26 protein-coding genes are annotated in these 24,876 nt (G+C 61.6%); 8 read left to right on the plus strand and 18 right to left on the minus strand.

Features of this window, described 5'->3' with window-relative positions; all coding sequences use genetic code 11:
- Complete coding sequence (locus GL286_RS10860; protein WP_170295146.1) at positions 1–1,341, minus strand: ActS/PrrB/RegB family redox-sensitive histidine kinase; 1,341 nt, start codon at positions 1,339–1,341, stop codon at positions 1–3.
- A 149-nt stretch (positions 1,342–1,490) separates the two neighbouring features.
- On the opposite strand from GL286_RS10860, the gene GL286_RS10865 reads away from it, so the two are divergent.
- Positions 1,491–2,042 (plus strand): ActR/PrrA/RegA family redox response regulator transcription factor, encoded by a 552-nt coding sequence (locus GL286_RS10865; protein WP_155095587.1) that lies wholly within the window; start codon positions 1,491–1,493, stop codon positions 2,040–2,042.
- Positions 2,043–2,144: 102 nt separating this feature from the next.
- Positions 2,145–2,453: an H-NS histone family protein gene (locus GL286_RS10870; RefSeq protein WP_155095588.1), complete on the plus strand. Its 309-nt coding sequence runs from the start codon at positions 2,145–2,147 to the stop codon at positions 2,451–2,453.
- Between the two features lie 35 nt (positions 2,454–2,488).
- Here GL286_RS10870 and GL286_RS10875 read toward each other — a convergent pair whose 3' ends face one another.
- The 3 genes from GL286_RS10875 to GL286_RS10885 form a co-directional block, all read right to left on the minus strand.
- Positions 2,489–3,094, minus strand: a complete 606-nt coding sequence (locus GL286_RS10875; protein WP_155095589.1) for an HD domain-containing protein — start codon at positions 3,092–3,094, stop codon at positions 2,489–2,491.
- A gap of 97 nt (positions 3,095–3,191) precedes the next feature.
- Positions 3,192–3,692, minus strand: a complete 501-nt coding sequence (gene secB, locus GL286_RS10880) for a protein-export chaperone SecB (RefSeq protein WP_170295152.1) — start codon at positions 3,690–3,692, stop codon at positions 3,192–3,194.
- A 61-nt stretch (positions 3,693–3,753) separates the two neighbouring features.
- Positions 3,754–4,314: an FxsA family protein gene (locus tag GL286_RS10885; RefSeq protein ID WP_155095591.1), complete on the minus strand. Its 561-nt coding sequence runs from the start codon at positions 4,312–4,314 to the stop codon at positions 3,754–3,756.
- Positions 4,315–4,424: 110 nt separating this feature from the next.
- On the opposite strand from GL286_RS10885, the gene GL286_RS10890 reads away from it, so the two are divergent.
- Positions 4,425–5,081: a Tim44/TimA family putative adaptor protein gene (locus tag GL286_RS10890; RefSeq protein WP_155095592.1), complete on the plus strand. Its 657-nt coding sequence runs from the start codon at positions 4,425–4,427 to the stop codon at positions 5,079–5,081.
- Positions 5,082–5,687 (plus strand): Smr/MutS family protein, encoded by a 606-nt coding sequence (locus GL286_RS10895; protein WP_155095593.1) that lies wholly within the window; start codon positions 5,082–5,084, stop codon positions 5,685–5,687. It begins immediately after the preceding gene.
- 60 nt (positions 5,688–5,747) lie between these two features.
- On the opposite strand, the gene GL286_RS10900 is transcribed toward GL286_RS10895, so the two are convergent.
- From GL286_RS10900 to hslV, 4 genes are all read right to left on the minus strand, one after another.
- Positions 5,748–6,476, minus strand: a complete 729-nt coding sequence (locus GL286_RS10900; protein ID WP_211596281.1) for a hypothetical protein — start codon at positions 6,474–6,476, stop codon at positions 5,748–5,750.
- A gap of 473 nt (positions 6,477–6,949) precedes the next feature.
- A complete protein-coding gene (locus GL286_RS10905; RefSeq protein ID WP_155095706.1) occupies positions 6,950–7,129 on the minus strand; it encodes a PLD nuclease N-terminal domain-containing protein in 180 nt (59 codons plus the stop codon).
- Positions 7,130–7,183: 54 nt separating this feature from the next.
- The gene (hslU, locus tag GL286_RS10910) at positions 7,184–8,491 is read right to left on the minus strand and encodes an ATP-dependent protease ATPase subunit HslU (RefSeq protein WP_155095594.1); all 1,308 of its coding nucleotides are present in this window, start codon (positions 8,489–8,491) and stop codon (positions 7,184–7,186) included.
- A gap of 87 nt (positions 8,492–8,578) precedes the next feature.
- Complete coding sequence (gene hslV / locus GL286_RS10915) at positions 8,579–9,133, minus strand: ATP-dependent protease subunit HslV (RefSeq protein ID WP_155095595.1); 555 nt, start codon at positions 9,131–9,133, stop codon at positions 8,579–8,581.
- Positions 9,134–9,216: 83 nt separating this feature from the next.
- Between hslV and GL286_RS10920 the strand changes: the two genes are divergently transcribed.
- The gene (locus GL286_RS10920) at positions 9,217–10,119 is read left to right on the plus strand and encodes a hypothetical protein (protein WP_155095596.1); all 903 of its coding nucleotides are present in this window, start codon (positions 9,217–9,219) and stop codon (positions 10,117–10,119) included.
- A gap of 22 nt (positions 10,120–10,141) precedes the next feature.
- Here GL286_RS10920 and trxA read toward each other — a convergent pair whose 3' ends face one another.
- The 6 genes from trxA to dapB are packed head-to-tail and all read right to left on the minus strand — an operon-like array spanning position 10,142 to position 19,759.
- Positions 10,142–10,462: a thioredoxin gene (trxA, locus tag GL286_RS10925; protein ID WP_155095597.1), complete on the minus strand. Its 321-nt coding sequence runs from the start codon at positions 10,460–10,462 to the stop codon at positions 10,142–10,144.
- A gap of 54 nt (positions 10,463–10,516) precedes the next feature.
- Entirely contained in the window at positions 10,517–13,909 is a 3,393-nt protein-coding gene (gene addA / locus GL286_RS10930) for a double-strand break repair helicase AddA (RefSeq protein ID WP_246184917.1), read from the minus strand.
- Complete coding sequence (gene addB, locus GL286_RS10935) at positions 13,902–16,841, minus strand: double-strand break repair protein AddB (protein ID WP_155095598.1); 2,940 nt, start codon at positions 16,839–16,841, stop codon at positions 13,902–13,904. The genes addA and addB overlap by 8 nt, the downstream gene beginning before the upstream one ends.
- Complete coding sequence (locus tag GL286_RS10940; RefSeq protein ID WP_155095599.1) at positions 16,834–17,505, minus strand: nucleotidyltransferase family protein; 672 nt, start codon at positions 17,503–17,505, stop codon at positions 16,834–16,836. Before GL286_RS10940 ends, addB begins: the two co-directional genes overlap by 8 nt.
- The gene (tsaE, locus tag GL286_RS10945) at positions 17,502–18,920 is read right to left on the minus strand and encodes a tRNA (adenosine(37)-N6)-threonylcarbamoyltransferase complex ATPase subunit type 1 TsaE (protein ID WP_155095600.1); all 1,419 of its coding nucleotides are present in this window, start codon (positions 18,918–18,920) and stop codon (positions 17,502–17,504) included. The genes GL286_RS10940 and tsaE overlap by 4 nt, the downstream gene beginning before the upstream one ends.
- A gap of 32 nt (positions 18,921–18,952) precedes the next feature.
- Positions 18,953–19,759 carry a 4-hydroxy-tetrahydrodipicolinate reductase gene (gene dapB, locus GL286_RS10950; protein WP_155095601.1) on the minus strand — a complete coding sequence of 269 codons (807 nt, stop codon included), beginning with the start codon at positions 19,757–19,759 and terminating at the stop codon, positions 18,953–18,955.
- A gap of 79 nt (positions 19,760–19,838) precedes the next feature.
- On the opposite strand from dapB, the gene rbfA reads away from it, so the two are divergent.
- From rbfA to truB, 3 genes are read left to right on the plus strand one after another with little or no spacing between them, the layout of a single operon-like run.
- On the plus strand, positions 19,839–20,258 hold the full coding sequence (gene rbfA / locus GL286_RS10955) for a 30S ribosome-binding factor RbfA (RefSeq protein WP_155095602.1): 420 nt from the start codon (positions 19,839–19,841) through the stop codon (positions 20,256–20,258).
- On the plus strand, positions 20,248–21,003 hold the full coding sequence (locus GL286_RS10960) for a phosphodiester glycosidase family protein (RefSeq protein WP_155095603.1): 756 nt from the start codon (positions 20,248–20,250) through the stop codon (positions 21,001–21,003). The genes rbfA and GL286_RS10960 overlap by 11 nt, the downstream gene beginning before the upstream one ends.
- Before the next feature lies 1 nt (position 21,004).
- Positions 21,005–21,901 (plus strand): tRNA pseudouridine(55) synthase TruB, encoded by an 897-nt coding sequence (truB, locus tag GL286_RS10965; protein WP_155095604.1) that lies wholly within the window; start codon positions 21,005–21,007, stop codon positions 21,899–21,901.
- Here the strand turns inward: truB and GL286_RS10970 are convergent.
- The 4 genes from GL286_RS10970 to GL286_RS10985 all read right to left on the minus strand — a co-directional run bounded on the left by GL286_RS10970 (position 21,898) and on the right by GL286_RS10985 (position 24,846).
- Positions 21,898–22,380, minus strand: coding sequence for an MOSC domain-containing protein (locus tag GL286_RS10970; RefSeq protein ID WP_211596282.1), 483 nt, complete (start codon positions 22,378–22,380; stop codon positions 21,898–21,900). The two genes, truB and GL286_RS10970, sit on opposite strands and share 4 nt — an antisense overlap.
- Positions 22,381–22,566: 186 nt before the next feature.
- Positions 22,567–23,496 (minus strand): MBL fold metallo-hydrolase, encoded by a 930-nt coding sequence (locus GL286_RS10975; RefSeq protein WP_155095606.1) that lies wholly within the window; start codon positions 23,494–23,496, stop codon positions 22,567–22,569.
- Positions 23,497–23,575: 79 nt separating this feature from the next.
- Positions 23,576–24,223: an RluA family pseudouridine synthase gene (locus GL286_RS10980; RefSeq protein ID WP_155095607.1), complete on the minus strand. Its 648-nt coding sequence runs from the start codon at positions 24,221–24,223 to the stop codon at positions 23,576–23,578.
- Entirely contained in the window at positions 24,220–24,846 is a 627-nt protein-coding gene (locus GL286_RS10985) for a LysE family translocator (RefSeq protein WP_155095608.1), read from the minus strand. The genes GL286_RS10980 and GL286_RS10985 overlap by 4 nt, the downstream gene beginning before the upstream one ends.
- Positions 24,847–24,876 lie beyond the last annotated feature (30 nt).

Consider the following 24,876-nt stretch of genomic DNA (forward strand, 5'->3'; position numbering starts at 1 on the left):
CTACACCGAAATATGTGGGTTTTGCCCAAGCGCGGTGCGGTCACTCGTTTCGATGAGGTCGCGCGGCCATGTCACAGTGACCTGCGCGCCACGCTGCCTGTTGCCGAAACGCACCTTTGCGCCGGACCTTTCCAATAGCGTTTTCGCGATGAATAGCCCAAGCCCCATCCCCTCGTAGCTGCGACCATCTTCGGACCGCGGGCGAGTCGTCAGGAAAGGGCTACCGATCCGGGGCAGCAAAGTGGTGGGAAAACCCGGTCCGTCATCGGCAATCCGCAGCCTGATCTCGCGTGGATCCGCCTTTGCCTCGATAAGCACTTCCACCGTCGCGAAATCGACCGCGTTCTGGATCAGGTTACGCAGCCCGTGGATCAACGCCGCATCACGATGGATGACCGGTTGATCCGAGGGCGTTTCTATCCGGATGCGAATGCCGCGTTCACGGTGCGGGCCCGCAGCCTCGTCCAGAACCTGCCTCAGGGGCGCGTTGCGGATCTGCAAGTCATCGCGTCCGGCGCTTCCCATCGAGCGCAGGATTGCACCGCATCTCTCGGCTGATTGACGCAGGATCCGGGCATCTTCGGCCAAGTCCTCGCGCTCGGGCAGGGCGTCGGTGATTTCATCGACCAGTTCCGAGCTGATCAATTTGATCGTGGCCAGCGGAGTGCCCATCTCATGCGCAGCGGCTGCGACGACGCCACCCAGATGTTGCAGCTTTTGCTCGCGCTCCAGCGCCATCCGTGCGGCAAATAGCGCGTCCGAGGTCGCGGTAATCTCGGCCGTCACAGTGCGGGCATAAAGCGCGAAAAACAATGCGCCGATGATGATTGCGAACCAACTTCCGACCAGCAGCGGGTCGTTGAGTGTTGCAACTCCGTCATCAGAAAACGTGAGCGGGCGCGCAAAATAGGCCGCCATCGAGACCATGATGAAGGTGGCGATTCCCAACGCCATGAGATGCCGGCCCGGCAAAGCCGTCGCCGCCATCGTCACCGGGGCAAGCAACAAAAGGGCGAAGGGATTCGCCAATCCTCCGGTCAAAGAAAGCAATGCCGCGATCTGCGCCAGATCAAAGGCCAACTGCCATGCCGCCTCATGTGCCGACATTCGGCGATCATATCGTAACATAAGGATAAGGTTCAAAATAATTGCCATGCCGACGACAATTAGAACCGGAACAAGCATCAAATGCGCGCCGATCAGAAGCGCAACTCCGATGGCAACGATCTGCCCGAATATTGCCACCCATCGCAGAAGAACCAATGTCCGCAATCGAATTGGCTCGGGGGCCGGTTGACCGGGCAATAGATCGAAACGCCTTGAAACGAGGCCAATGAACACCTTGTTTCTCCTTATTCGAAAATCACCGATTGATAAGCGCCCCAAGCGGAGCAATCAATGGAGTGTGAACCACCGCAATTTGATGTCCGTTTGACCCTAGCGCGAAATCCGCTTATGAGCTTCGGGACATTTTTCAGGGGTAACTATACATGGCCGAAAGCCAGAATATCGGACCTGATGCCAGCCTTCTTCTGGTCGACGATGACGAAATCTTTCTGAATCGTCTGGCGCGGGCAATGGAAAAACGTGGATTTGACGTCGCACGTGCCACGTCGGTTGCGGATGCGCGCGCGATTGTCGCCGAAAAGCCGCCGGCCTACGCCGTTGTCGATCTGCGGCTTGAGGATGGAAACGGCCTTGATGTCGTCGACGCACTGCGCGAGGCCCGAGCTGAGGCCCGCATCATCGTTCTGACGGGATACGGAGCCATCGCTACCGCAGTCGCCGCGGTGAAGATGGGGGCTACGGACTATCTGTCGAAACCGGCGGATGCCGATGAGGTCACGCGGGCTTTGCTGTCCAGCCCTGACGAAATGCTGCCTCCTCCGCCTGAATCCCCAATGTCGGCCGATCGTGTTCGTTGGGAGCATATCCAACGCGTCTATGAACAATGCGATCGTAATGTCAGTGAAACAGCCCGACGTTTGCACATGCATCGCCGGACACTTCAGCGCATTTTGGCGAAACGAAGCCCGCGCTGATTTTCACGACTATGTGTAATTTACACTATTTTTCATTTCCATTATCCGCCCGTTGCTATAATGGGCGGATAGAAATAATAATAATCCACCACAGGAAAACCAATGGAACTCGATCTGGAAAAACTATCCTTGCGTGAGCTTCGCGACATTCGCAACAAAGTTGAAAAAGCCATCTCAACTTTCGAAGATCGTCGGAAACGCGAAGCCCTTGCAGCAGTTGAAAATGCCGCCCGTGAGTTTGGTTTTACCTTTGCCGACTTGGCAAATGCGAAGCCGACTCGTGGCAAAGTCGCCGCAAAATATGCCGATCCTTCCAACCCTGAATCGACCTGGACCGGCCGCGGCCGCAAACCTCGTTGGGTGGTGGATGCTCTGGATGCCGGAAAGGCCTTGGAAGATCTTGAGATCTAAAACAAAAAGCCCCGCCAATCGGCGGGGTTTTTCATTCATGCCTGATCGATTTCGGCAATCAACTCTCCGAACCTCTCGACGAAGGCATTGCGGGTTTCGATTGGCGGACGCAGCCTGATCTCCAGCCCGTCGATCAGATCTTCGGCAGGCACGGGAAACAGTTTATCGGCCTCAGCCCGTGAAAAACCGGCGATCTGGATTGCCTCCAGCCATGCCGATACCCGGTCCGCCTGTTTGATCGCGAGTTTGATGGGCTTCGGCAATTGGGCGGGCAGACCGAAGCGAAGGTGAACGGCAGCCGTGAGTCTGGCATCCATCTCGCCGTATTCAGCACCAAGCGCGGATTTGACCGGAGATATCATGTCCCCGATGACATATTCCGGCGCATCATGCAGCAGGGCGGCCAGACGCCAGCGCGCTTCTGCATTCGGTTGGGATTTGCGATAGATTTCTTCGACCAGCAAAGAATGCTCGGCCACGGAATATGCCCAGTTACCCCGCGTTTGCCCGTTCCATCTTGCGACGAACGCCAGACCATGTGCGATATCCAGAATTTCAATGTCCATCGGGGTCGGATCAAGAAGATCCAGCCGGCGGCCGGAGAGCATTCTCTGCCATGCGCGTTGCGCCCGTTTGGCCATCTGTTTCCCTCATCACTGCGAATGCCGCATGGCAATCGGATATGAAAATGCCCGCGCCATTTCAATGGACGCGGGCCATCGTGTCATCCGAGATCGATCAGGACAGCGGCTGATCGGCCGGACGCTCGCTTTGAACGCGACGTGCGATTTCCTGACGATACAGCGCCACGAAATCAATCGGGTCCATGTTGAAGGGCGGGAAACCGCCATCGCGCGTCATGTCCGAGATGATGCGACGGACATAGGGGAACAGCATGCGCGGGCATTCGATCATCAGGAACGGATGCAACTGGTCCTCGGGCACACCCTCGACGTGGAAAATCCCGCCGTAATCCAATTCGCACAGGAAGATCGGAGATTTGTCGTTGGCGTTGGTCGATTGAACGCGGAATTTGCTGATCACTTCATATTGATGATCTGCAGGACGCTTGCGCGCATCAAGGCTGACCTGAACGCTGATTTCAGGCTGCACCTCGCCCGAGGGCAGGCCTTTTTGCGCCACCGCGTTTTCGAACGAGAGGTCGCGAATATACTGCGTCAGGACCTGCATACGGACTGCCGGCTGAGGGTTGGCCGGCGCTGCAGCGCCATTGGTGATTTCGTCGCTCATTGGGGACTCCCTGTCTTTCGGGGCGTTCTAACACCCCAGCGAACCGCGCTCAATGCCGGGTCCAGCCGGATTTGTTTTTACCCGGGCCCATATCGGGGCGCTCATCGGTCAGGCCTTCGCGCACCGGTGCCGGAGGATCGTCCTGCACCGAATATTCGCCGTCGATCACCCCATCCCTTGCATTCCGGCCTCGGCCAAATCCCGAGGGGTAGTCGCTGACATAATCGGAATCCGCCGAGCGGGGCTTATATCCCGCGCCCACGACCCGCACCCGCCGACCCATCCAGCGCATGACCAGACCGCGTACGGCCGGGATCAGCAGCAGCACGCCGACCGAGCTTGTGAACAACCCCGGCAACACCATCAGCACCCCCGCAAGCATGATCAGCGCACCATGCGCCAACGGCGCCGAGGGGTCGCGGAATTCCTGCACCGAGCGCTGCACGTCCAGCATTGCCATCGCGCCCTGACGACGCATCACCGCGACACCCAAGACCGCCGACAAGATCACCAGCCCGATGGTCGCGAACACGCCGATGGCACCGCCCACCTGAATGAACAGCGCGATCTCGACGATCGGCAGGATGACGAATGGCAATAGCAGCCACATGGCAATGCACCTTTCACTTCTTTCTTCCGAAGGCGGCAAACTGGACTTGATCCGCCCCGCACCCTACATAGGTATCGAATGCCCCTTAAGAAAGCTCCTCTAGGTCCGTGATGTCGAACCCCATGTTGCAACTTCTTGTTCTTGCCGCGATCGCCATATTCCTGATCCTCCGGCTCCGGGGGGTTCTTGGCACGCGCGATGGTTTTGAATCACCCACTCCCCAGGACGAAAAACCGGCCCCGCGTCGCTTCGATGTCATCGACGGCACAGCCGATGCGATGGACAACGACATCAACGATCACGCCGAACCGGGAAGTGCCAATGCCAAGGCACTGACCGCGATGAAACAGATCGAACCCAGCTTTGCCGTCGGACCTTTCCTTGGCGGCGCGAAATCCGCTTACGAGATGATCCTCATGGCATTCGAGCGCGGCGATCTGTCGGATGTGCGTGATTTTCTTGCCCCGCCCGTTGCCGAGGCGCTGGATGGCGTCATCGCCGACCGCAAGGCACGCGGCCTGACGACAGAAGCCCAGTTTCTTGGAACCCGCGAGACCGCGCTTGCCGCAGCCGAGTTCAATCCGGCGACACGTCAGGCCGAGGTCTCGGTCCGCTTTGTTGGCGAGATGATCGTGGCCACCCGCGACGCCGAGGGTAACGTTGTCGATGGCGATCCCAAATCTTCGCGCAAACAGCGAGACACTTGGACCTTTGCCCGTCAGATGGGGTCGTCCGACCCTAACTGGCAGCTTGTCGCCACTGCGTAAATGGCGCGGCGCAGGGGCCTGACGGCCGAAGAAAAGGCCCTCTGGTCCCGTATTGCCAAGACCGCGGTCCCGATGCATCCGGGCCGCGCATCCAAGCCTGACATTCCGGAAGAGCCCCGATCCAAGCCCGCTCGCGCTCCGCGTGCGCCTGATCCGGCACCTTTGCCGCTACCGGATTTTCGGATCGGATCGAAACCGGTCAAGAAACCCCAGCTACGGATCGACCTGTCGCCGCACCCCGGTCACGCTTTGCGCGAACAACCGGTGCGGATGGATCATAAGACCCACCGCCGCATGAGTCAGGGCAAACTGTCACCCGAGGACCGGATAGACCTTCACGGCATGACGCTTAGCGTGGCGCAGCCGCAATTGACGCGGTTCATCCTGAACGCCCAAGGCAACGGTTACCGGTTGGTGCTGGTCATTACCGGCAAGGGGCGCGAGGGCGGGCCGGATGCGCCCCTGCCGGTTCGCCCCGGTGCCTTGCGCCACAATGTCCCTTTGTGGCTTGAAATGGCCCCGCTGAACCAACTCGTCCTGCAGGTCAGGCCCGCCCATCGCCGTCATGGCGGCGATGGCGCCTATTATGTCTACCTGCGCCGCTGACGGCTTGGTGACCGCCGCTGGAATTGCGATGAACGGCGTATCACGTCAGCGATGCAAACCTCAGAACTCGCGCTTGTACGAGATCCCCAGCTTCTTCTTTTCACCGAAGCTGTTGTCGATATAGCCGCGATACATCGCAAGCGTATCTTTCTTCGTCACATGGTAAGACACGCCAGCCGCCATCGAGATCCCCTTGAAGCCCTCGGTTCCTTTGGTCACGTTGACACCGCTGAGGAAAGTCATCTTCGCATTGATCGGCCGGATGCCGAAGAGGCCCAGATAGATACTATTGCTGCTGACATCGACGGTCATATTCTCGGACAGTTCCAGTTCCGAGACACTCGTCTCACCATGGGCGTAGGTGTATCCGAACGGAACGAAGACCTGCCACTGTCCGGTCTCGGCACCCAGTTTCGTGATAGGGACGAACCCGCCAAGCGAATAGCGGGTCTGGACCGTCCCGTTGTCGAATTCGGTTTTCGCCGCCGAGAAGGTCAGGATGGCGACCGGAAACAGGTACGAGGCCCCCACGGACCATTGCCCGCTTTCAGAAATGCGCGCATTGAGTTTCGCCTTGTCACCGAATGCCAGCGAGCCTGAAATCGCCAGCTCGTCGGAATAGCCGACACCGAGCTTAGTGGCGATCTTGGTTGGATCTTCTGCGGCCTTTTCCTCTGCATAAGCTCCTCCGGCCAAGGCAGGAAGGATCGTCAGCAGCAATACAAGGCGTCGCGTCAGCGCGGTGATTTCACCCGCGCGTCGTTGCAGTATCGTTCGAAGAGAGCACATGCCTCAAACCTTTCGGGTGGTCTGATGGATTCAAGGGCGCTGTTTCGAACCTGTGCCTATGGTTGTCCATAGGAGGGAATGGTCAACATGCCAGAGGTGTCCGCAACGCATATCGCACCGAATTTGTGGGGGATTCGGATAGCTACAGGGCCGGAATCGTCACGTTTTTCCGCGGCTAACGGCATCGTCGAAACCATGGCAGAACGACGTAACACCAAGTAACTACGACGATTTATTCACTTCATTGCCCGAAAGGCCGCTTAGCCGAACACACCCGCGGGCAATGTCCGGATTGCAAGCTTGCCTGCTTGATTCTTCCGGATAAAGCACGCTGCATGGCTCGCAACATGGATGTGTCAGATCGTCGCTGGAGCCCGCATATGGGTATTGGCGCGCAATTGACCCGAGCTAGCGGAACCGGTCAATCCCGCCAAACCGGCGACAAATGCACGGAGAATGCGCGGCTGATCCCGTTATGAACCGTAGTTTGGCTTGGGGCCGGCGAACCACCAGATGATAAGCCCCAGCAATGGCAGGAATGCGACCAGAACGATCCATAAAATCTTGGTCGAGGTCTGCACATTCGTATTGATGATCGAGGCGATCGCCCAGACATCCAAAGCAAAAATGATAATGCCGAACAGGTAATTCATGAGAAGCCCCCGGTTGCTGCTGTCTTTCAACGACAGCAGCAACCGGAGGTTCCATTACAGCACGTAGCGCGACAAATCGGTCGAGCGCGCCAGATCGCCCAGATGCTTCTCGACGAAGGCTTCGTCCACGGTCACGCTTTCGCCTGAACGATCCGGAGCGCTGAAGGACAATTCCTCGAAGACCCGTTCGATCACCGTATAAAGCCGCCGTGCGCCGATATTCTCGACCGAGCTGTTCACCTCGGCTGCGATCCGCGCCAAGGCGCGGATACCGGTCTCGGTAAAGGTCACCTCGACACCCTCGGTATTCATCAGCGCGGTATACTGGCGGGTCAAAGCGTTGTCCGTCTCGGTCAGGATGCGGACAAAATCTTCCTCGGTCAGAGGACGCAATTCGACCCGGATCGGCAGACGGCCCTGAAGCTCGGGCAGCAGATCCGAGGGTTTGGCAATATGGAACGCGCCGCTTGCGATGAACAGGATATGATCGGTCTTCACCGGACCATATTTGGTCGAAACCGTCGTCCCCTCGATCAGCGGCAGCAGATCGCGCTGCACCCCCTCGCGCGAGACGTCGCCGCCACGCGCGTCGCTGCGGGCAGCGACCTTGTCGATCTCGTCGATAAACACGATACCGTTTTCCTGAACCGCTTCCAGCGCGGCAGCCTTGACCACCTCGTCATCCAGAAGCTTGTCGGCCTCTTCGGCGATCAGCAGGTCATAGCTTTCCTTAACGCTGACCTTACGACGCACGCGACGACCGCCAAAGGCCTTCATCAGGCCGGACAGATCCATCATGCCGCCCATCGCCCCCGGAGGCTGACCGGGCACTTCCATCATCCCCAAGGGATTCGAATTGTCCTGCAACTCCAGTTCGATGACCGTCTCGTCCAGCTCGCCACGTTTCAGCTTGTCGCGGAACATGGCTTTGGTCTGCTCGCGCGCGCCCTCGCCTGCAAGAGCCGCCACGACGCGATCCTCGGCGGATTTATGCGCCTTTGCCTTGACCTCTTCGCGCATCCGCTCACGTGTCTCGATGATCGCGGCATCGGACAGATCGCGAATGATCTGTTCGACATCACGGCCGACATAACCGACCTCGGTGAACTTCGTGGCTTCGACCTTCAGGAACGGAGCCCGTGCGAGCTTCGCCAAACGACGCGAGATCTCGGTTTTACCGACGCCGGTCGGGCCGATCATCAGGATGTTTTTCGGATAAACCTCATCGCGCAGATCGTCGGCCAATTGGCGACGACGCCAGCGGTTACGCAAAGCGACCGCGACGGCCCGCTTGGCATCCCTTTGGCCGATGATGAAGCGATCGAGCTCGGACACGATCTCGCGCGGCGTCAAATCACTCATTTTGAACCTCTCTTCTTGCGGACACGGGCATCCACCCTTTGTGCCCAAATTGTCGGGTCATCCGAAGCGTGGGGTCTGACCCCCGCTTCAGCCCAGAATCTCGACGGTCAGGTTGCCGTTGGTGTAGACACAGATATCGGCTGCAATCGCCATGGCCTTGCGGGCCACGCCCTCGGCATCCAGATCGCTCGCCATCAGGCCACGAGCTGCGGCAAGAGCATAGTTCCCGCCCGAGCCGATCGCCGCCACGTCATGTTCAGGTTCCAGCACGTCACCAGCGCCGGTCACGACAAAGATATCCTTGCCGTCGGTGACGATCAGCATGGCCTCAAGGTTGCGCAGGTACTTGTCCATGCGCCAGTCCTTCGCCAGATCCACGCAGGCCCGGGCCAGTTGCCCCGGTGCGGATTCCAGCTTTTTCTCCAGCCGCTCCAGCAAGGTAAAGGCATCCGCCGTCGATCCGGCAAAACCCACCACCACATCATGGCCACCCGGCGTCAGGCGGCGCACCTTACGGGCCGTGCCTTTCATAACCGTCGGGCCGACGCTGACCTGACCGTCCCCCGCGACGACTACTTTTCCGCCACGCCGCACCGCAAGGATGGTCGTGCCGTGCCAGCCGGGAAATTTCTCATCGGACATGCGTATTCTCCGCTTTAGTCTGCCGGTCAGATATGGGCCAGGAAAGCCTTTCGCAACCCGGCGCACGCAGCTAGCCTTGCGCCATGAGTTCTCAAACGATCATTCGCGCCTATCTTGAGGCCCCGATGCTGAAATCAGCACGCGAGGGAAGTTTCAACTTTCTCAATGTCCTGAAATCAGCCGTGGAATCCACAGGATGGCGACTCGAATGGCATTTGACCGGCCCTGATGCACGGGCCGAAGCGCCAGAACTGGACGGCTATGCGCTGTTTCACGCCGAGGCTCCGACCCATGATCGCGCCCTGACATTTCGCCGCGCCTATCACTATCCGTTCTGGCAGATTGAAACTGTCCAACAACGCTGGCGTTTCGACGTGGCCCGCAGCGATTTCGATCCCGCAAGCATCGACCCCGATCAGGCCCGCGAATTTGCGGATCGCCTGCGCGAGCGGGTTTTACCCGGACCACCACCACGAAAAGACGGCTCGGTTCTGGTCCCGCTGCAAGGCGAATTGCGGCGTTGTCGCAGTTTTCAGACTATGTCGCCGGTCGATATGCTGGAGGTCGTCGCCGCGACCGGCGAACGCATCATTGCGACCCTGCATCCCGACGCGAGTTTTGACATCGGAGATATGGATGCACTGCAGCCCCTGCTGCGCAAATATCCCAACCTGAAATTCGCGCCCAAATCGCAGCCGGTCCTCCGCGATTGCAGCCTTGTGGCAACGCAGAACAGCGCGGTCGCGTTTGACGGATATTTGCTTGGAAAACCTGCTGTCCTGTTCGCCCAAATCGACTTTCACCATATCGGTCTGAACGTCGCCGAACTGGGACATGCGCGAGCCATTGAGTTGGCCAAAACCCACAATCCGGACTTTGACCGATACATCTATTGGTTTCTTGAGGAAAAAGCGATCAACGCGACCCTGCCCGATGCCGAGACGCGGATTCTTGCGGCAATGCGCAGGGGCGGCTGGCCGATCTGACCGCCGCCCCCGTTAATCACGATCAGATTGCGTCGTCGATCCAGGCTTTCAAAGCCGCTTTCGGCGCCGCACCGATCTTGTTCGATACGACCTCACCATCCTTGAACAGGAACAGCGCCGGAATGCCGCGAACGCCCAGAGCAGCCGGGCTTTCCGGGTTCTCGTCGACGTTGACCTTCACGATTTTGACTTTGTCGCCATATTCGGCGGCAAGCTCTTCCAGAGCCGGACCGATCTGACGGCAAGGGCCGCACCATTCAGCCCAGAAGTCGACCACGACCGGGGTCGCGGACTGGCGGACTTCGCTGTCGAATTCGGCGTCGGATACGGCTTGGGTGGCCATGGAAATCTCCTGCAATGCGCCGATCAAGGATCGGCTGGGCGTGTCCGACAAGAGCTAGGGAGCCGACCCGACGGGGTCAAGTCCCACCAGCACCTGATCCAGCAGCGTATCCGGAAGCGGCATCAGGCTGCGGGTCGCGGTCCAAAGAACTGCCGCTTCAACGGTCAGATCGGGCCAAAGCTGGCGGAGCGCCGCGCGATAGGCCGCCATTTGCCGCAAAATACCCAGCGGAGTCGCATTGGGGTCTGCCGGAACGTCACGGTTCGTTTTGTAGTCAATCGCCAGCACACGATCCTTGGTGACCACCAGACGGTCGATCTTGCCCCACAGCATCCCTATCCGCGGCAAAGGTGCGGACAACTCTAGCTCTTGGAACACCTCGGCCTCTTCGGGCAGATCAAAGACCGAGGCCAGATCCGGTGCATCAAAGACCTCGCGCGCCTCGGCAAGTAGCCTCTCCATCTCGATTGGCAGAGGTAATCCGCCTTCCGATCCGGCCAGAACGTCGCGGGCGATCGTTTCCCATTCGGCAGGATCGCGACCCGGCAGATGTTCAAGCAGCAGGTGCAGACGCGTGCCGAACAGCATCGCCGCTTCGGCATCGCCGTCCCCTTGCGCGGTCAGAACCTTGGCTCCGCCCAACGAGGTCGCGGCGACCGGCCTGCGTTTTTCCGGCATGGGCGGAGGGGCCGCACGAAGCCAGTCTGGAGACTCGATCACGTCTTTTTCGACCCGGATAGTGTCGGGCGCACTGTCAGGCCAGTCGCCAAAACTGAGGCGCCTGATCTCGCCCCCGAACAAGGCCGGTATCCGGCTGGCCGTCAAATCCGAGCGGCCGAAACCTGCCTCGACCAGACTGTGCCAGCTATCCTCGTCGACACCGGTTTCACCGGCGGCCGCAACGATCAGCCAGCTTTCCGCGCGGGTCAGGCCGACATATAGCAGCCGCTTGCGTTCCTGTAATTGCCGCTCGGTCTGTTCGGCGGCCAGATCCTCGATCGCATCGGGACGTTCGCCTTTCTTGCCACGCCATAGCGGCGGCCCTCCGGGGACGACCAGCACCTGACCTTCCCGCGGCGGACGGCGTTTCGAACTGTCGGGCATGATGACAATCGGGCTTTCCAGCCCTTTCGAGCCATGCACCGTCATGACGCGGATCAACCCTTCGCCATCCTCGCCGCCCGAGCCCGCCTGACGCTTGACCACGACATCATCGCCCGACAGCCAGACCAAAAAACCGGTCAGCGAGGGCGTCTCGCTGCTTTCATAACTTAGCGCCTGCGACAGCAATTCGTCGATGCCGTCCTCGGCCTCGGGGCCAAGGCGGGCGACCAGTCGTTCACGGCAGCCATGACGGATCAACAGCCGCGAGATCAGGTCATAGGGCCGCATGAAGCCGGTCTGACCCATCAGATCCGACAGCAGATCGACTGCGGCGCGATGGCCGGATTCGCGCAGCCGCCGCCACAGGTATTCGCCCTTCTTCCGTCCCGACGCGAGCCTGTACAGTTCTTCCTCGGTCAGGCCGAAGATCGGAGAGCGCAAGGCCGCCGCCAGCGACAGGTCATCCTCGGGCGTGGCAAGGACTGACAGCACGGCCCGAATGTCGCGCACCGCCATTTCGCCCGCAAGTTTCAACCGGTCGGCCCCTGCCACCGGAAGATTCGCAGCTTTCAGGGCAGCGATCACTTCGGCGAACAGATCCGAGCGCCGCTGGACCAGAATCAACACGTCTCCGGCGCGGACCCGACGCACCACCCCGTGCTTGGCATCGAACATCGGCGTCCCGATCATGCGCCCGATTTCTTCGGCAATCGCGCGGGCAAGCTGCGTCGTCTCGGAATTCTCGGCGGGTTGGTCGACCGGATCGGTCCAGTCCCCCGGCTCAAGCTTGTCGGGTTTCGGAATCGAGGGCCACAGATCGACCCGTCCCGGCATGTCCGTGCGGAACGCGCGGTGCTGCGGTGGATCGCCCAGACCGCGTGCGGCATCGCCTGCAAACACCTCATCGACCAAAGACAGAATTGCCGTCGATGAACGGAACGAGTGGCGTAGTTCCAACACCTGCATCGGATTTTCGACGGCGGCAAAGGCCTCGGCAAAACCGGTGCGTCGGGCCTCGAACACGGCGATATCTGCCCCTTGGAACGAATAGATCGACTGCTTCGGATCGCCCACGACAAACAGGCTTCGCGAACCGGTCTCATGCACGCCATGCCCCGAGGTGAATTCATCCGTCAGGCGTTCGATCACCTGCCATTGGGCGGGACTGGTATCTTGCGCCTCATCGACCAGAATGTGGTCGATGCCGCCGTCCAGCCGGAACAACACCCATTGCGCCATGCTGTTTTCCGACAACAATCGCGCGGTAAATTCGATAAGGTCGTCGAAATCCAGATAGCCATGCGCCGCTTTCTGCGCCCGATAGCGATGCAGGAACGCATGAGCGAAACGGTGCAGCGACAGCGACCGCTGGGCCATCGCCAAGGCAAGCCGGCGCGGGCGAGAATCCTGCACACGCTCCATCAGGATGCCAAGATCGTCGATCAGATCAACGCAGGAACCCTGCCGCAAAGCCTTGGTCGGGAAGCTGTCATATTTGGCGGCAAAGGGCTCTTTCGCGCCAGATCCGGTCAAAAGGACCGATTCAAGAAGTGCCAGTTCCGCCATGCCCGGCTGGTCCCAGTTGCCGGCCTGCAGCTTGATCGCGGCCTTCTGGTCGTTCGAGCTACCCTTGAGCAGAAGCGGGATCAGCGCAGCAATGACATTGGTGCCATCGGCAAAGGTCTGCGCCAGAAGCCCCGCCAGATCATCGCCCGCCTCAAGCCCGCAGGCCGTCCATAGCAGATCCCGGTCCGCAGGGGTCTCGAACCCCCGCAGACCGGCGAGGAAACCGTCAAGGTTCTCGCCTGAATGCAACATCAGCAGATCGGCCAGCTCGGGAGCATTCTCGCGGACCATGTCCTCGATGATCTCCGAGCGGATCAGGGCGGCGCTGCGGTCGTCAAGCTCGGTGAAGCCATGCGGGACGCCCGCCTCGATCGGGAAACGACGCAGGACGCCACCGCAGAAACTGTGGATGGTCTGGACCTTGAGACCACCCGGCGTTTCGATCGCGCGGGCAAACAACCGACGCGCAGCGGGCAGGTCGGGTGCCTTGTCCTCGCCCAGTCGGGCCAATTCGTCCAGCAGCTTCGCCTCGGGCAGCATCGCCCATTTGCCCAGACGTTGCAGAAGTCGGTTCTGCATCTCGGTCGCTGCGGCCTTGGTATAGGTCAGGCACAGGATTTTTTCCGGCGCGGTTCCGGCCAGCAGCAATCGTGCAACCCGATCCGTCAGCACCCGCGTCTTGCCTGAACCCGCATTCGCCGTCAGCCAAGTCGAGCGCACCGGGTCCGCCGCACGGACCTGCGCCAAAGTCGCTTCGTCGAACTTCATCTCAGCCATCGCTGAACCTTTCGGGGTCTGCGGCGCGGGTCGTGTCCCATTCGCCATGCCGCGACAGGTGATCATAGTCGCTGGCGTGATCGCTGCGCTCCATCGCAAGGCGGGCGGTAAAGCCGCGTTCACCGCGCAGATACAGCCCGATCAGATCGACAAACCCCGCCCAAGTCTCTTGCGCGAAACCGGGACCGAAACTGCGGGTTTCGGTTTTGCCTTCGCCGCCAAGCTGGATGTAGCTGATGCCTTCGACCTCGGCGCGGCCAAGACGGTCGAACGCGCCCTGTTCAACCATCGCGGCTTCGAGCGGCAACTGCTTGTCGAAATTCGCGACCTGCGCATCGGTCGGAGGCTTGCCCGACTTGTAATCGTACACATGCACCCGCCCGTCGGTCAGCAGATCCAGCCGGTCGGGCTTGGCGATCAGCCGGAAATCCATGCCGGGGACGTTCAACTGCGCGAAGCTTTCGACGACCGTCGGTTTGCCTTGGGTCAGGCGCAGGGCCTCGTCCGCCATCAAGCAATCGGCGATTCCGGCGATCCGCGCCTGCCAGAACAGTCGCGCCGAGGGCCACGGGACATTTTCGGACAAGACCCGATCCGTGATTTCTAGCAGGCGGGTCTTCATCACCTCGGGCAGCTCGGGATGATCGGGAAGCGAGGCCAGAAAACCGTCCATGATCTCGTGCAGCGTAGTTCCACGTTCAGCCGCGTCGGCCTGTGGGCGCAGCGGATCAAGCATCCGCAGCCCCAAGACCCGACGGGCATAGATCGCATAGGGATCGCGGATGAGCGTGCGAACCTCGGTCACCGACATCTGCTTCAGCGCCGGCGCGGGCGGGATCGGAGATGGTCTTTTCGCTGGCGCAAGCTGGTGACGTGGTTGCGCCTGAACCTCGGCCAGATCTAGCCAGCGTTGACCGCGCTCCCGCATCTGTTTCAAGGCGGCCGGGCCATCCTGATCGGGCAGACCGCCGAGCAGGTTCACCAAACGGTTCAACCAGCGCGAGGGGATTGTTTCGGCCTCGGCGTCGCGATGGGCGCGGGTCATGATCACCTCGGCGGCCCCGACCGCTTGCTGGAAATCATGTGCCGATAGACCAACGCGGCGTTCCGGCAGGGTCAGCCCAGCGGAAAGACGCATCGGGCGGGACAACCACGGATCGGGCGGCAAGCTTTGGGGCCAGCCGCCTTCGTTCAGTCCGGCAAGGATCACCAGACCGGCAGATTGCGACACGGCTTCGGTCCGTGCCTCGCGCGGGCCACGAAAACGGACAAGGGGATGCGAGGCCACGTCCTGACGGACGGCCTGACCTTGCAATTCATCGTAAAGCAGGTCGCGGAATTCCGACGGGCGAAGATCATGGCCCAGATGGGCATGGGTTGCCAGATGCTCCAGAACGTTCCGCGCCAGACCACCCGAAGCCTTGGCCCATAATTCGGAGGCATCCGCGTCGCCATCGGGGCCGGAGGCCAGAACCCCGGCCAGATGGCGCAGATCGGCCAAGCGCTGGCCCAAGGGGCGAGGAGCGCGGTCATGCGCAAGCGGCACGATGCGGTCCAGAATTCCGGCCAGCCACAGCGCCCACGGTTTGCGGCGCTCGTCGCCCTTGTCGGCCCATTCCCGCAGCGCCTCGCCATTAGGGAAAGCAGGGCCACGCGCCCGCAATTGCAGCTCCAGATCGCGGGTCTGGCGCAAATGCTCGCGGCGATAATCCGAGCCAAGACCGGTCGCCATGACCGGATGCTTGAGCAGCACCAGCAGCGTATCGATCATCAGTTCAGCGCCGAAAAGGTCCGCGACATGGCGCAGGAACAAGCCGGGCGCGGTCAGGGGCAGGGGCTGACCGGCGGAATCGTCGGGGATGATCTGCCAGCGGTCCAGCGCAGATTGCACACGGCGGGTTAGCATCCTATCGGCAGCAATCAAGGTCACCGGATGGTTGCGCTCGACCGCTTCGCGGATGATCAGCGCGACGGCCTCGGCCTCGACGCCGGGCTGTTCGGCCTCGATCAGGGTCAGGTTGCGGGTTGCCGGTAGCAACGAGCCAAGCCGCGGGCCTTCCTTGATCCATTGATCGGTCACGGGTGCGGGCCGCAGCGCGAGCGAAATCAGTCGGTTTCGTGTCGGATCAGGGGCAGCACCCGCGATCCATGCGGTCGGCTGACCGAATTCTGCCAGCAATGGGGCGAAGCGGGCCTGCGGATGGTCCTCGGCCCGCGCGTCCAGCCCGTCCCAGACATCCTGCGGCATATGCGGGTCGAAACCGGGCAGCACCACCGCACCCATCGGAAGTTGGGCGACGGCGCGCATGAAATCCTGCGTCGCGCCATGCGAACCGGTCGAGCCCGCAACCACCACGGGCCCCTCGGGCAGGTTCTCGCCGCGCGCCCAAGCTTCGGCCAGCTTTTCGGCCTCGGCGCGTTGGCGGGATTCGCGGTCCTGAGGCGGATCGGCCAGATAATATCCGGCGGCAATCTTGAGGAAAGCCAAGGCACGGCCCCAATGCTGGGCGTGATCGCCCGCATCGATCCGGTCCAGCGCCTCGGCATCAAGACCTTCCAACTGCATCTCGGCCATCAGTCCGGCGAGCGAGGCGGCAAGTTCGGGCACCGATTGCCCCTGCGCCAGATCGGGCTGGGCACGCAGCGCCGCGTCGATCAGACGGCCAAGTTCAAGGCGGCGCGCCAGCGGAGCGGTCGCCGAACCGCCACCCAGATCCGAAATCAGCCGAAGCTGCGGCAGGATCATCGGACCACGCCAGACCAGCGCCTCGCGCAGACCCAGCAGGGATTGCCCCGAATTGGCGTAGACGGTGACCTTGGCCATATCCTGCGGCGGACGCCCCCGCATACGGGCGATCAGCCCTTCCGCGAAGGCGCCAGCGAAATCCGCGCCGCAGGGCAGGGCAAAGAGACCGTTCTGCCAATCAGTCATCCAGCAATCCCTCGGCCAAGGGGATGCAATCGGGACGACCGACGTCGCACCACTCGCCGGAATGAACCACGCCGTAAGCCCGCTTGGCCCCGATCAGCAGATCCCAAAGCCTGTTCAGCGAGAAAGCATCGTCGGGAATTTCGGCCAGACGATCGGGTCGGATGATCTGGGCGCCACCATAGACCAGATCTCCCTTGCGGATCAGATGACTATCAGGACCAAGGCTGAAATCTCCGCCGCCATGACGTCCGTGCGCCTGCGGCAAAGGAACCAGCATCAGCAGGGCGTCCATGCTGTCATCCCATGCATCAAGCAGGGCGCGAATGGGGTTCGCGCCGGTCCAGATCACATCGGGGTTCATGGTGATGACGGGGCCGTCGCCAAGCAAGGGCAAAGCTTTGCGCAACCCGCCCCCTGTTTCCAGCAACCGATCCGCTTCGTCCGAGACCAGCACATCGCGCCCCGCGACATGATCCCTGATCTGACCGCCCAGATGATGCGTATTCAGCACGATCCGGTCCACGCCTGCTTCCTGACCAAGGTCCAGCGCGCGGTCCAGCAGCGTCTGCCCGCCGACCTTTATCAGCGGTTTCGGGGTCGTATCGGTCAGCGGAGCCATCCGCGTGCCCTTGCCCGCGGCGAAAATCATCAATGGCAAAGTCATGCGCGGGCGATCCTTTCGATCACTTCGGGCGAGGGGGCCGGAATGCCGTCAAGCGCCGCAGCCAGCGCGGCCAACGCCGGATGCGAGACATCGCGCTGGATCGCATCCCAGACGCGCGGCATAAAGGCCAGATAGCGCGGCTTACCGTCGCGCTGCGCCAAACGGGTAAATATCCCCATGATCCGCAGGTTCCGCTGCACCCCAAGCAAGGCATAGGCCGCGCGGAAACGTTCCGCATCGACATGGGTGGCCGCGATGTAGCGGGCGATCTGGGTCTCTTCGGTCATCGGATCGACTTCGCGCCGCGCGTCCTGCAATCCCGAAACCAGATCATAGGCCGGATGCACCGCCACGGCGTCCTGAAAATCAAGGATTCCAAGCGGATCGCCATCACGCCAGATCAGGTTCTCGGCATGGAAATCGCGCAATCCCGTGACCGGAGGTACGTCCTCGGCAAGTTTCGCGTGAAGTGTCTCGATCAGGCCGGCGATCTCGGTGCCTTTTCCGGGCGCGCCCACTGCTGCCGGATAATATTCGGCGAACAGGCCGACCTGACGGGCAAGCTCGGGCCCATCCAGCGGCAGGACAAAGTCCGGCGGAGGATGACCGTGCAATGCGACCAAAAGGTCGGTCATCCGGTCGTAGATACGGGGGGCCAGTTCAGGCTCGGCCTCAAGCACGCGGGCGACCAAATCGTCGCCCAGATCTTCGAGCAGCAACAACCCTTCGGCCTGATCGGCGGCAAGGATCTTCGGCGCATGCAGGTCACGGTTGCGCAGCCATTGCGTCATCGCGACATAGGAATCCGTCGTGCCGGGGGCGGCATCCATCAGCACTGCGCTGCGCTCGCCGTCGATCAAACGGAAATAGCGCCGCGACGAGGCATCGCCCGCCAAGGGGATCAGCCGCGCCTCGGACCAACCGGCGCGGTGGATCAACCGCGCTATTGCGGGCAGGCGGGCCATCGCCCCCCAGCGCAATTCCGAACCGCCCAACGTGATCCGGCGCAGGTCGGGGAAATCGGCCAGCGGCTCCAATCCCAGCTTCAAGGGATCGGGCAGCGGACCGCCGTGATCGGGCCATTCGATCAGTACGATGGCCTCGCGCACGGCCTCATCTAGCCCCAGTTCGACCAGTTCGTCGGGATGGGTCAGGCGGTAAAGGTCGGCATGCCAGATTTCGGTTCCCAGCGGGTCTTCATAGGTCTGGACCAGTGTGAAGGTCGGGCTGGGAACGTCTTCGGCCAGATCACCCTGACGGGCGCGGATGAAGGATCGGGCAAAATGGGTCTTGCCCGCCCCGACCGGTCCTTCCAGTGCGATCACATCGCCGGGTTTCAGAACGGCCGCCATGACCCGCGCAAGGCAGGCGGTCAGATCGGCATCGGCGGGGTCAAGCGTGGCAAGCAGGGTCATGGGAACAAGCTATGCGGTCAAGCGCGGGGGCGTCAAAGCCCCAGCACATCGGCCATGTCATATTCGCCCGGCCCCTTGTCCTGCCCCCAAAGCGCGGCCCGCAGCGCCCCGCGCGCAAAGATTGCGCGGTCCGTCGCGACGTGCCGCAAGATCAGACGTTCGCCTGCGCTCGCGAACATCACGTCATGTTCGCCGACAATGTCGCCGCCACGGATGGCGCTGAACCCGATCGTGCCCTTTTCGCGCGCGCCGGTGATGCCTTCCCGCGCCGGAGTGCGCAGATCGTCCAAGCTGTGGCCGCGACCTTCGGCGGCAGCCTCGCCCAACATCAGCGCTGTGCCCGACGGGGCGTCGACCTTCCGGTTATGGTGCGCCTCGACGACCTCGACGTCCCAGTCGTCGCCCAAGGCGGCGGCGACCTTGCGCGTCAGCCCGACCAGAAGGTTCACGCCAAGGCTCATGTTTCCGGCGCGCACGATCGGGGCGTGACGGGCGGCAGCCTTGATCTTGGCCAGATGCTCGGGCTCGAGTCCGGTGGTACCGATGACGTGGACAGCGCGGGCCTGCGCGGCCAGTTCGGCAAAACCGACCGTCGCCGCCGGAGAGGTAAAGTCGATGACCGCTTGCGCCTTGGCAATGGCCTCGATCGGGTCGTCGGTGACGGTCACTCCGATAGCAGCGCCACCCATCGCCTCGCCCAGATCGCGGCCGATCCAAGGGCTGACCTGACGCTCGATCGCACCGACAAGACGTGCCTGATCCGATTCCATAACGGTACGTACCAGCATCTGGCCCATGCGGCCCGACGCACCCGTGATGACGATTCCCGGTTTTTCCATGTCCATTCCCGTCCAAACACCCGTTTCCAGATGGTCTATCCCGTTGCGGCGCGGGCCGCGACCCCCTACATCTGCGCCCATGGCACAGAACCGCAATCATAACGGCACAGGCCCCAAGCAGCGACAGCTGCGCGTCGGGGAACTTGTCCGCCGCACCCTTTCCGACGTTCTCCTGCGGGGGGATGTCCATGACCCTGACCTGAACCGCCACTCGATCACGGTGGGCGAGGTCCGGATGTCCACCGACCTCAAGGTCGCGACCGCTTTCGTGCTGCCCCTAGGCGGGCAGGACGCCGACGGGGCATTGCTGGCCCTGCGCCGCAACTCGGGCGAGTTGCGCCATCTGGTCGCCAAGGCCATGACGCTGAAATACGCACCCGAGCTGCGCTTCGTTCTGGACGAAACCTTCGACCGCATGGACGACACCCGTCGCTTGCTCAGCGAAGCCCGCGTCCGTCGCGACATCGACACGGATGACGACGAAGCAGATGAAGATTGATCTGAAGCGCCGCCTTGGCCTTGCCATCGGCGCGTTGGTCGCGATGAGCCTGCCCGCAATGGCAGGGATCTGCGAAAAGCGCGACTTCGACGGACAGGGCTATGTGGTCTGCACCTTGACCGCCGCCCAAGAGCCGGACCTGAAGCTGTGGCTGAACGGTCCTGACGGCAAGGTTCTTGGCGACTTCAGCAGCGTGCGCCGGACACTTGGCGAAGGCGAGGTGCTGGGCTTTGCGATGAATGCGGGCATGTACCACCCGGATTACACGCCAGTCGGACTTTACGTCAGCGACGGCAGCAAAACCCATGATCTGGTGACCGCCGGTGGTGGCGGTAATTTCGGGATGCTGCCGAACGGTGTCTTCTGCACCGGAGGCAAACGCCCCTATCAGGTGATCGAGAGCCGCGCCTTTGCCAAGGCAAAACCGCAATGCCGGATCGCCACGCAATCGGGCCCGATGCTGGTCATCGACGGCGCGCTGCACCCGCGCTTTCTTGTGGATAGCGACAGCCGCTACATCCGCAACGGAGTCGGCGTCTCGCGCGATGGGCAGACGGCATGGTTCGCAATCTCGGATCGGGCGGTCACGTTTCACGAGTTCGGACGTCTCTTCCGGGACGGCCTTGGCGCGCGCGACGCGCTTTACTTCGACGGCTCGATCTCGCGGCTTTATGCGCCCGAGTTGAACCGCGCCGATTTCGGGCGCCGGTTGGGGCCCATCATCGGATATACGGGAAAGAACTGATATGGCGCGGAAAAAGGGACGCGAGATCCACGGTTGGCTGATCGTGGACAAGCCCGCTGGCGTGGGATCGACCGATGTCGTCAGCAAGGTCCGCTGGGCGCTTGACGCGAAAAAGGCCGGTCATGCAGGAACATTGGACCCCGATGCGACGGGCGTGCTGGCGATTGCCCTTGGCGAAGCCACCAAGACCGTGCCGATCCTGACCGACGCGCTGAAGGCCTATGATTTCACCGTGAACTGGGGGGCCGAGACCAGCAGCGACGACGCCTCGGGCGAAGTGGTGAAAACCTCGGACGTGCGCCCGACCGAGGCCGCCATCCGCGCCGCTTTGTCCGGCTTCATCGGCGACATCATGCAGGTTCCGCCTTCGGTTTCGGCGGTGCGTGTCGATGGCGCACGGGCCTATGATCTGGCACGCGAAGGCGAGGTGGTCGAACTGGCCGCACGGCCCTTGTGGGTCGAGTCGCTGGAATTGCTGGCCACGACCGAACATACCGCCGACCTGCGCATGGTTTGCGGCAAGGGCGGCTATGTCCGCTCGATTGCCCGCGATCTGGGCCGCAGTCTTGGCTGTCTTGGCCATGTCGATCACCTGCGCCGCATCTGGTCCGGCCCGTTCGGCGCCGAGGACGGCATCGCCTTTGACCGGATCGACCGCGCCAATCAGGTCGAGATCGAGGCGGCGCTGCTGCCGCTGCAATCCGCGCTGGTCGACCTGCCGCAGATGCAAGCGACCGAAATCGGCGAGATCCGTATCCTGAACGGCAATCCCGGTCAGGTTCTGGGCCATGCCGAATTTGGCGCCGAGGTCTGGGTCAGCCGCAACGACCGCGCCTTGTGCATCGGGCGTTACATGGGCGGCGAGGTCCAACCCAGCCGCGTGTTCAATCTGGGCTAGACCCGTTCCAACGGCAGGTAGGGCGGCGCAGGATAGGCGACGGTGATCCCATCACCCGGCCTGACCGTGCCGCCCGACCTTACGACCGCCATGATGCCCGACTTCCTGATCAGTTTGCCATCATTGCCCTTGACCAGAACCGCGCCCAACAGACCCTTCTGAAAGGTCTCGATCTGCGAGCAGGGATTGCGAAGGCCGGTGACCTCCAGCTGGACCTGATCCCCGATCCTAAGGATCGCGCCACGCGGCAGGCCCAGCAGGTCGATATCCTTGGTGGTGATATTTTCGCCCAGATCGGCAGGGCTTATGGAAAAGCCTTGGGCGGCAAGTTCGTCAAACAGCTCGGAATGGATCAGATGGACCTGCCGCAGATTGGGCTGGGTCGGGTCGGCACGAACACGTGAACGATGCTTGACCGTGACGCCCTGATGCGCGTCGCCCTCGATGCCCAATCCTGCGACGATCCGAATTTCGGGCATAGGGGTTTTCGAAAAACGATGGGTTGCGTCGCGCGCGACCGCGATCACCGATCCTGCCAATTCCAGATTCCTCGTCTTATCCGACCCTTCAATGCCCCTATACGGTCCGAATGCCACAACTATATGGCGTAGTTCGGACAATCGGGTCGGTTTGCGCCAGCCGACCCGACCGGCGCAATTCAGGTATCAGCCTGCAAGTTGGTAGGTCGCGGGGACGTAACGGAAAGTGTCGTCCGCCTCGCCCTTGGCGATGAAGGCCAGTGCGGGGAACGGCATGTGGTAACCGACGAAGGGAATCCGCTCCTCGGCCAGACGGGCCAATACGGCCTTGCGGGTCGTAGCACCCATGTCCTTGTCGACATCGAAACGCACATGCCAATCGGGGCGTTGCACCGAGTAGACATAGTGGTTGAAGCTGTCGCCGGTGATCAGCAGTTTTTGCCCGTCGCTTTCCAGCAAATAGATCGTATGCCCCGGCGTATGGCCATAAGCCGCCGCCGCCGTGATACCGGGCAGCACCGTATCGCCATCGCCGATCAGCGTGGCCTTGTCGATCAAGGGCGCAACATGCGCGGTATAGGCTTCGCTGGGGTTGGCCGCCCAATAATCGTTCTCATCCTTGGGAGCGATCAGCTTGGCATTCGGGAACATCGGCGTCTCGCCCTGCATCATCCCGCTGACATGGTCGCCATGCATATGGGTCAGAACGATATGGGTCACATCCTCGGGGGTGTAACCCGCAGCCGCCAGCGCGGCCTTGTTGTTTTCGGGGAACATACCGGTGTCGAACAACACCAGCGCCTCGGGCGTTTTCACCAGAGTCATGGTGAAGGACTGCCCCGAACGGTCCGAGGGGATGAAATTATCCTCGCTCAACTTGGCGAACTCGGCGGGATCGACGCCAAGGCCAAATGTCTCGATCGGCTTTTCCCGCATACTTGCGCCACCAAGCAGGGTTGTCACTTCGAACCCGCCCAGCTTGACGGTATTGGCCTTGCCCGCAGGTGCGTCCTTTGCAGCCGTCTGGCTTTGCGCTGCGGCGGGTAGGGCGATCATCACCGGTAAAGCGCTCCCCATCAACATGGCGCCGCGACGACTGATTCCGGTCTTGGTCATCTTTCCGCTCCCCTTTGGTTGATATGCTTCAACCTAAGCCAAGATACAGCAGTTCCCGAGTGAAACTGTTGTGAAGGCTTTAAAAAGGGACAGGCGCGGTGAAGCTTTGCATGACTCCGGTTTCGGGATGCTTGAAGCGCAGGTTTTCGGCATGCAGCATCAGGCGCGGAAAGTCTGCCGCCGCGCCGGTAGCGTAAAGCGGATCGCCAAGGATCGGGTGGCCGATCTCGGCCATATGGACGCGCAACTGATGGCTGCGCCCCGTCAGCGGCATTAACCGCACACGGGTTTCCTGATCCGAGGCCCGCACCACCCGCCAATCCGTTTGCGACGGGCGGCCTTCGTCGTGATCGACCTTCTGCCGCGGCCGGTTCGGCCAATCGACCATCAGCGGCAAATCAACCGTTCCGGACTTTGGCTCAAGCTTGCCCCATAGACGCGCGACATAGGTTTTCTTGGTCTTGCGGTCCTCGAACTGCTTGGACAGATGGCGTTGCGCATGCGGTGTCAGACCAAAGACCATGACACCCGATGTATCCATATCCAGTCGATGCACCAACAGGACGGTCGGAAAAGCTCCCCTTAGACGCTCAATCAGGCAATCCGTGCGATCTTCGCCGCGCCCCGGAACCGACAGCAAGCCTGACGGCTTCGACACCACCAGTATCTCGTGATCGGCGTGGATCACTTGCGGCTGTTCGCTGGTCGCCTCGTAAACAAAGCTCATTTCGCCACCAACCGGATTGCCAGCCCCGCGAACATGACGACGGCCACCTTGTTCACGATGCCCAGACGCTTGCCGATAATGTTACCGGCATAGCCGCCGACAATGCCGTAACCCATCGTCACCAATGTCCCCGAGACGGTGAACATCAGGCCCAGTCCCAGGATCTGCTGCCAGATCGGCCCGAATTCGGGGCGGGTGAATTGCGGCAGAAAAGCCAGCAGGAACAGGACCGGCTTGGGGTTCAGAAGGTTCGACAGGGCACCGCGACGGATGATGTTCCATGTGCTGCTGGCCGCGCGGGCGGTCGGGTCGATCTCTCCGGCGGTCCAGCTTTTATAGGCCAGCCACAAAAGATAGGCCGCGCCGACGAATTTGATCGCGATAAGCGCACCGGGATGGGCGGCGACCAATGCGCCAAGACCCACGGTCGCCATGATAACGTGGCAGATGACGCCCATGCCGACGCCGAAACCGGCCAAGGCTCCGGCACGAGGCCCATTCTGGATACCGCAGGCGCTGGCGAAGAACACGTCCTGACCCGGCGCGAAATTCAGCACCAGTGCACCGGCCATGAAAGCCAGCAGTTGCTGGGCCGGAAAATTGGCAAGGGTATCCCAGATCATCGCGCACCTCGTTTTCCCCGCATATCGGAC

This window comes from Paracoccus aestuariivivens (assembly GCF_009711225.1).
GTDB classification, from domain to species: Bacteria; Pseudomonadota; Alphaproteobacteria; order Rhodobacterales; family Rhodobacteraceae; genus Paracoccus; species Paracoccus aestuariivivens.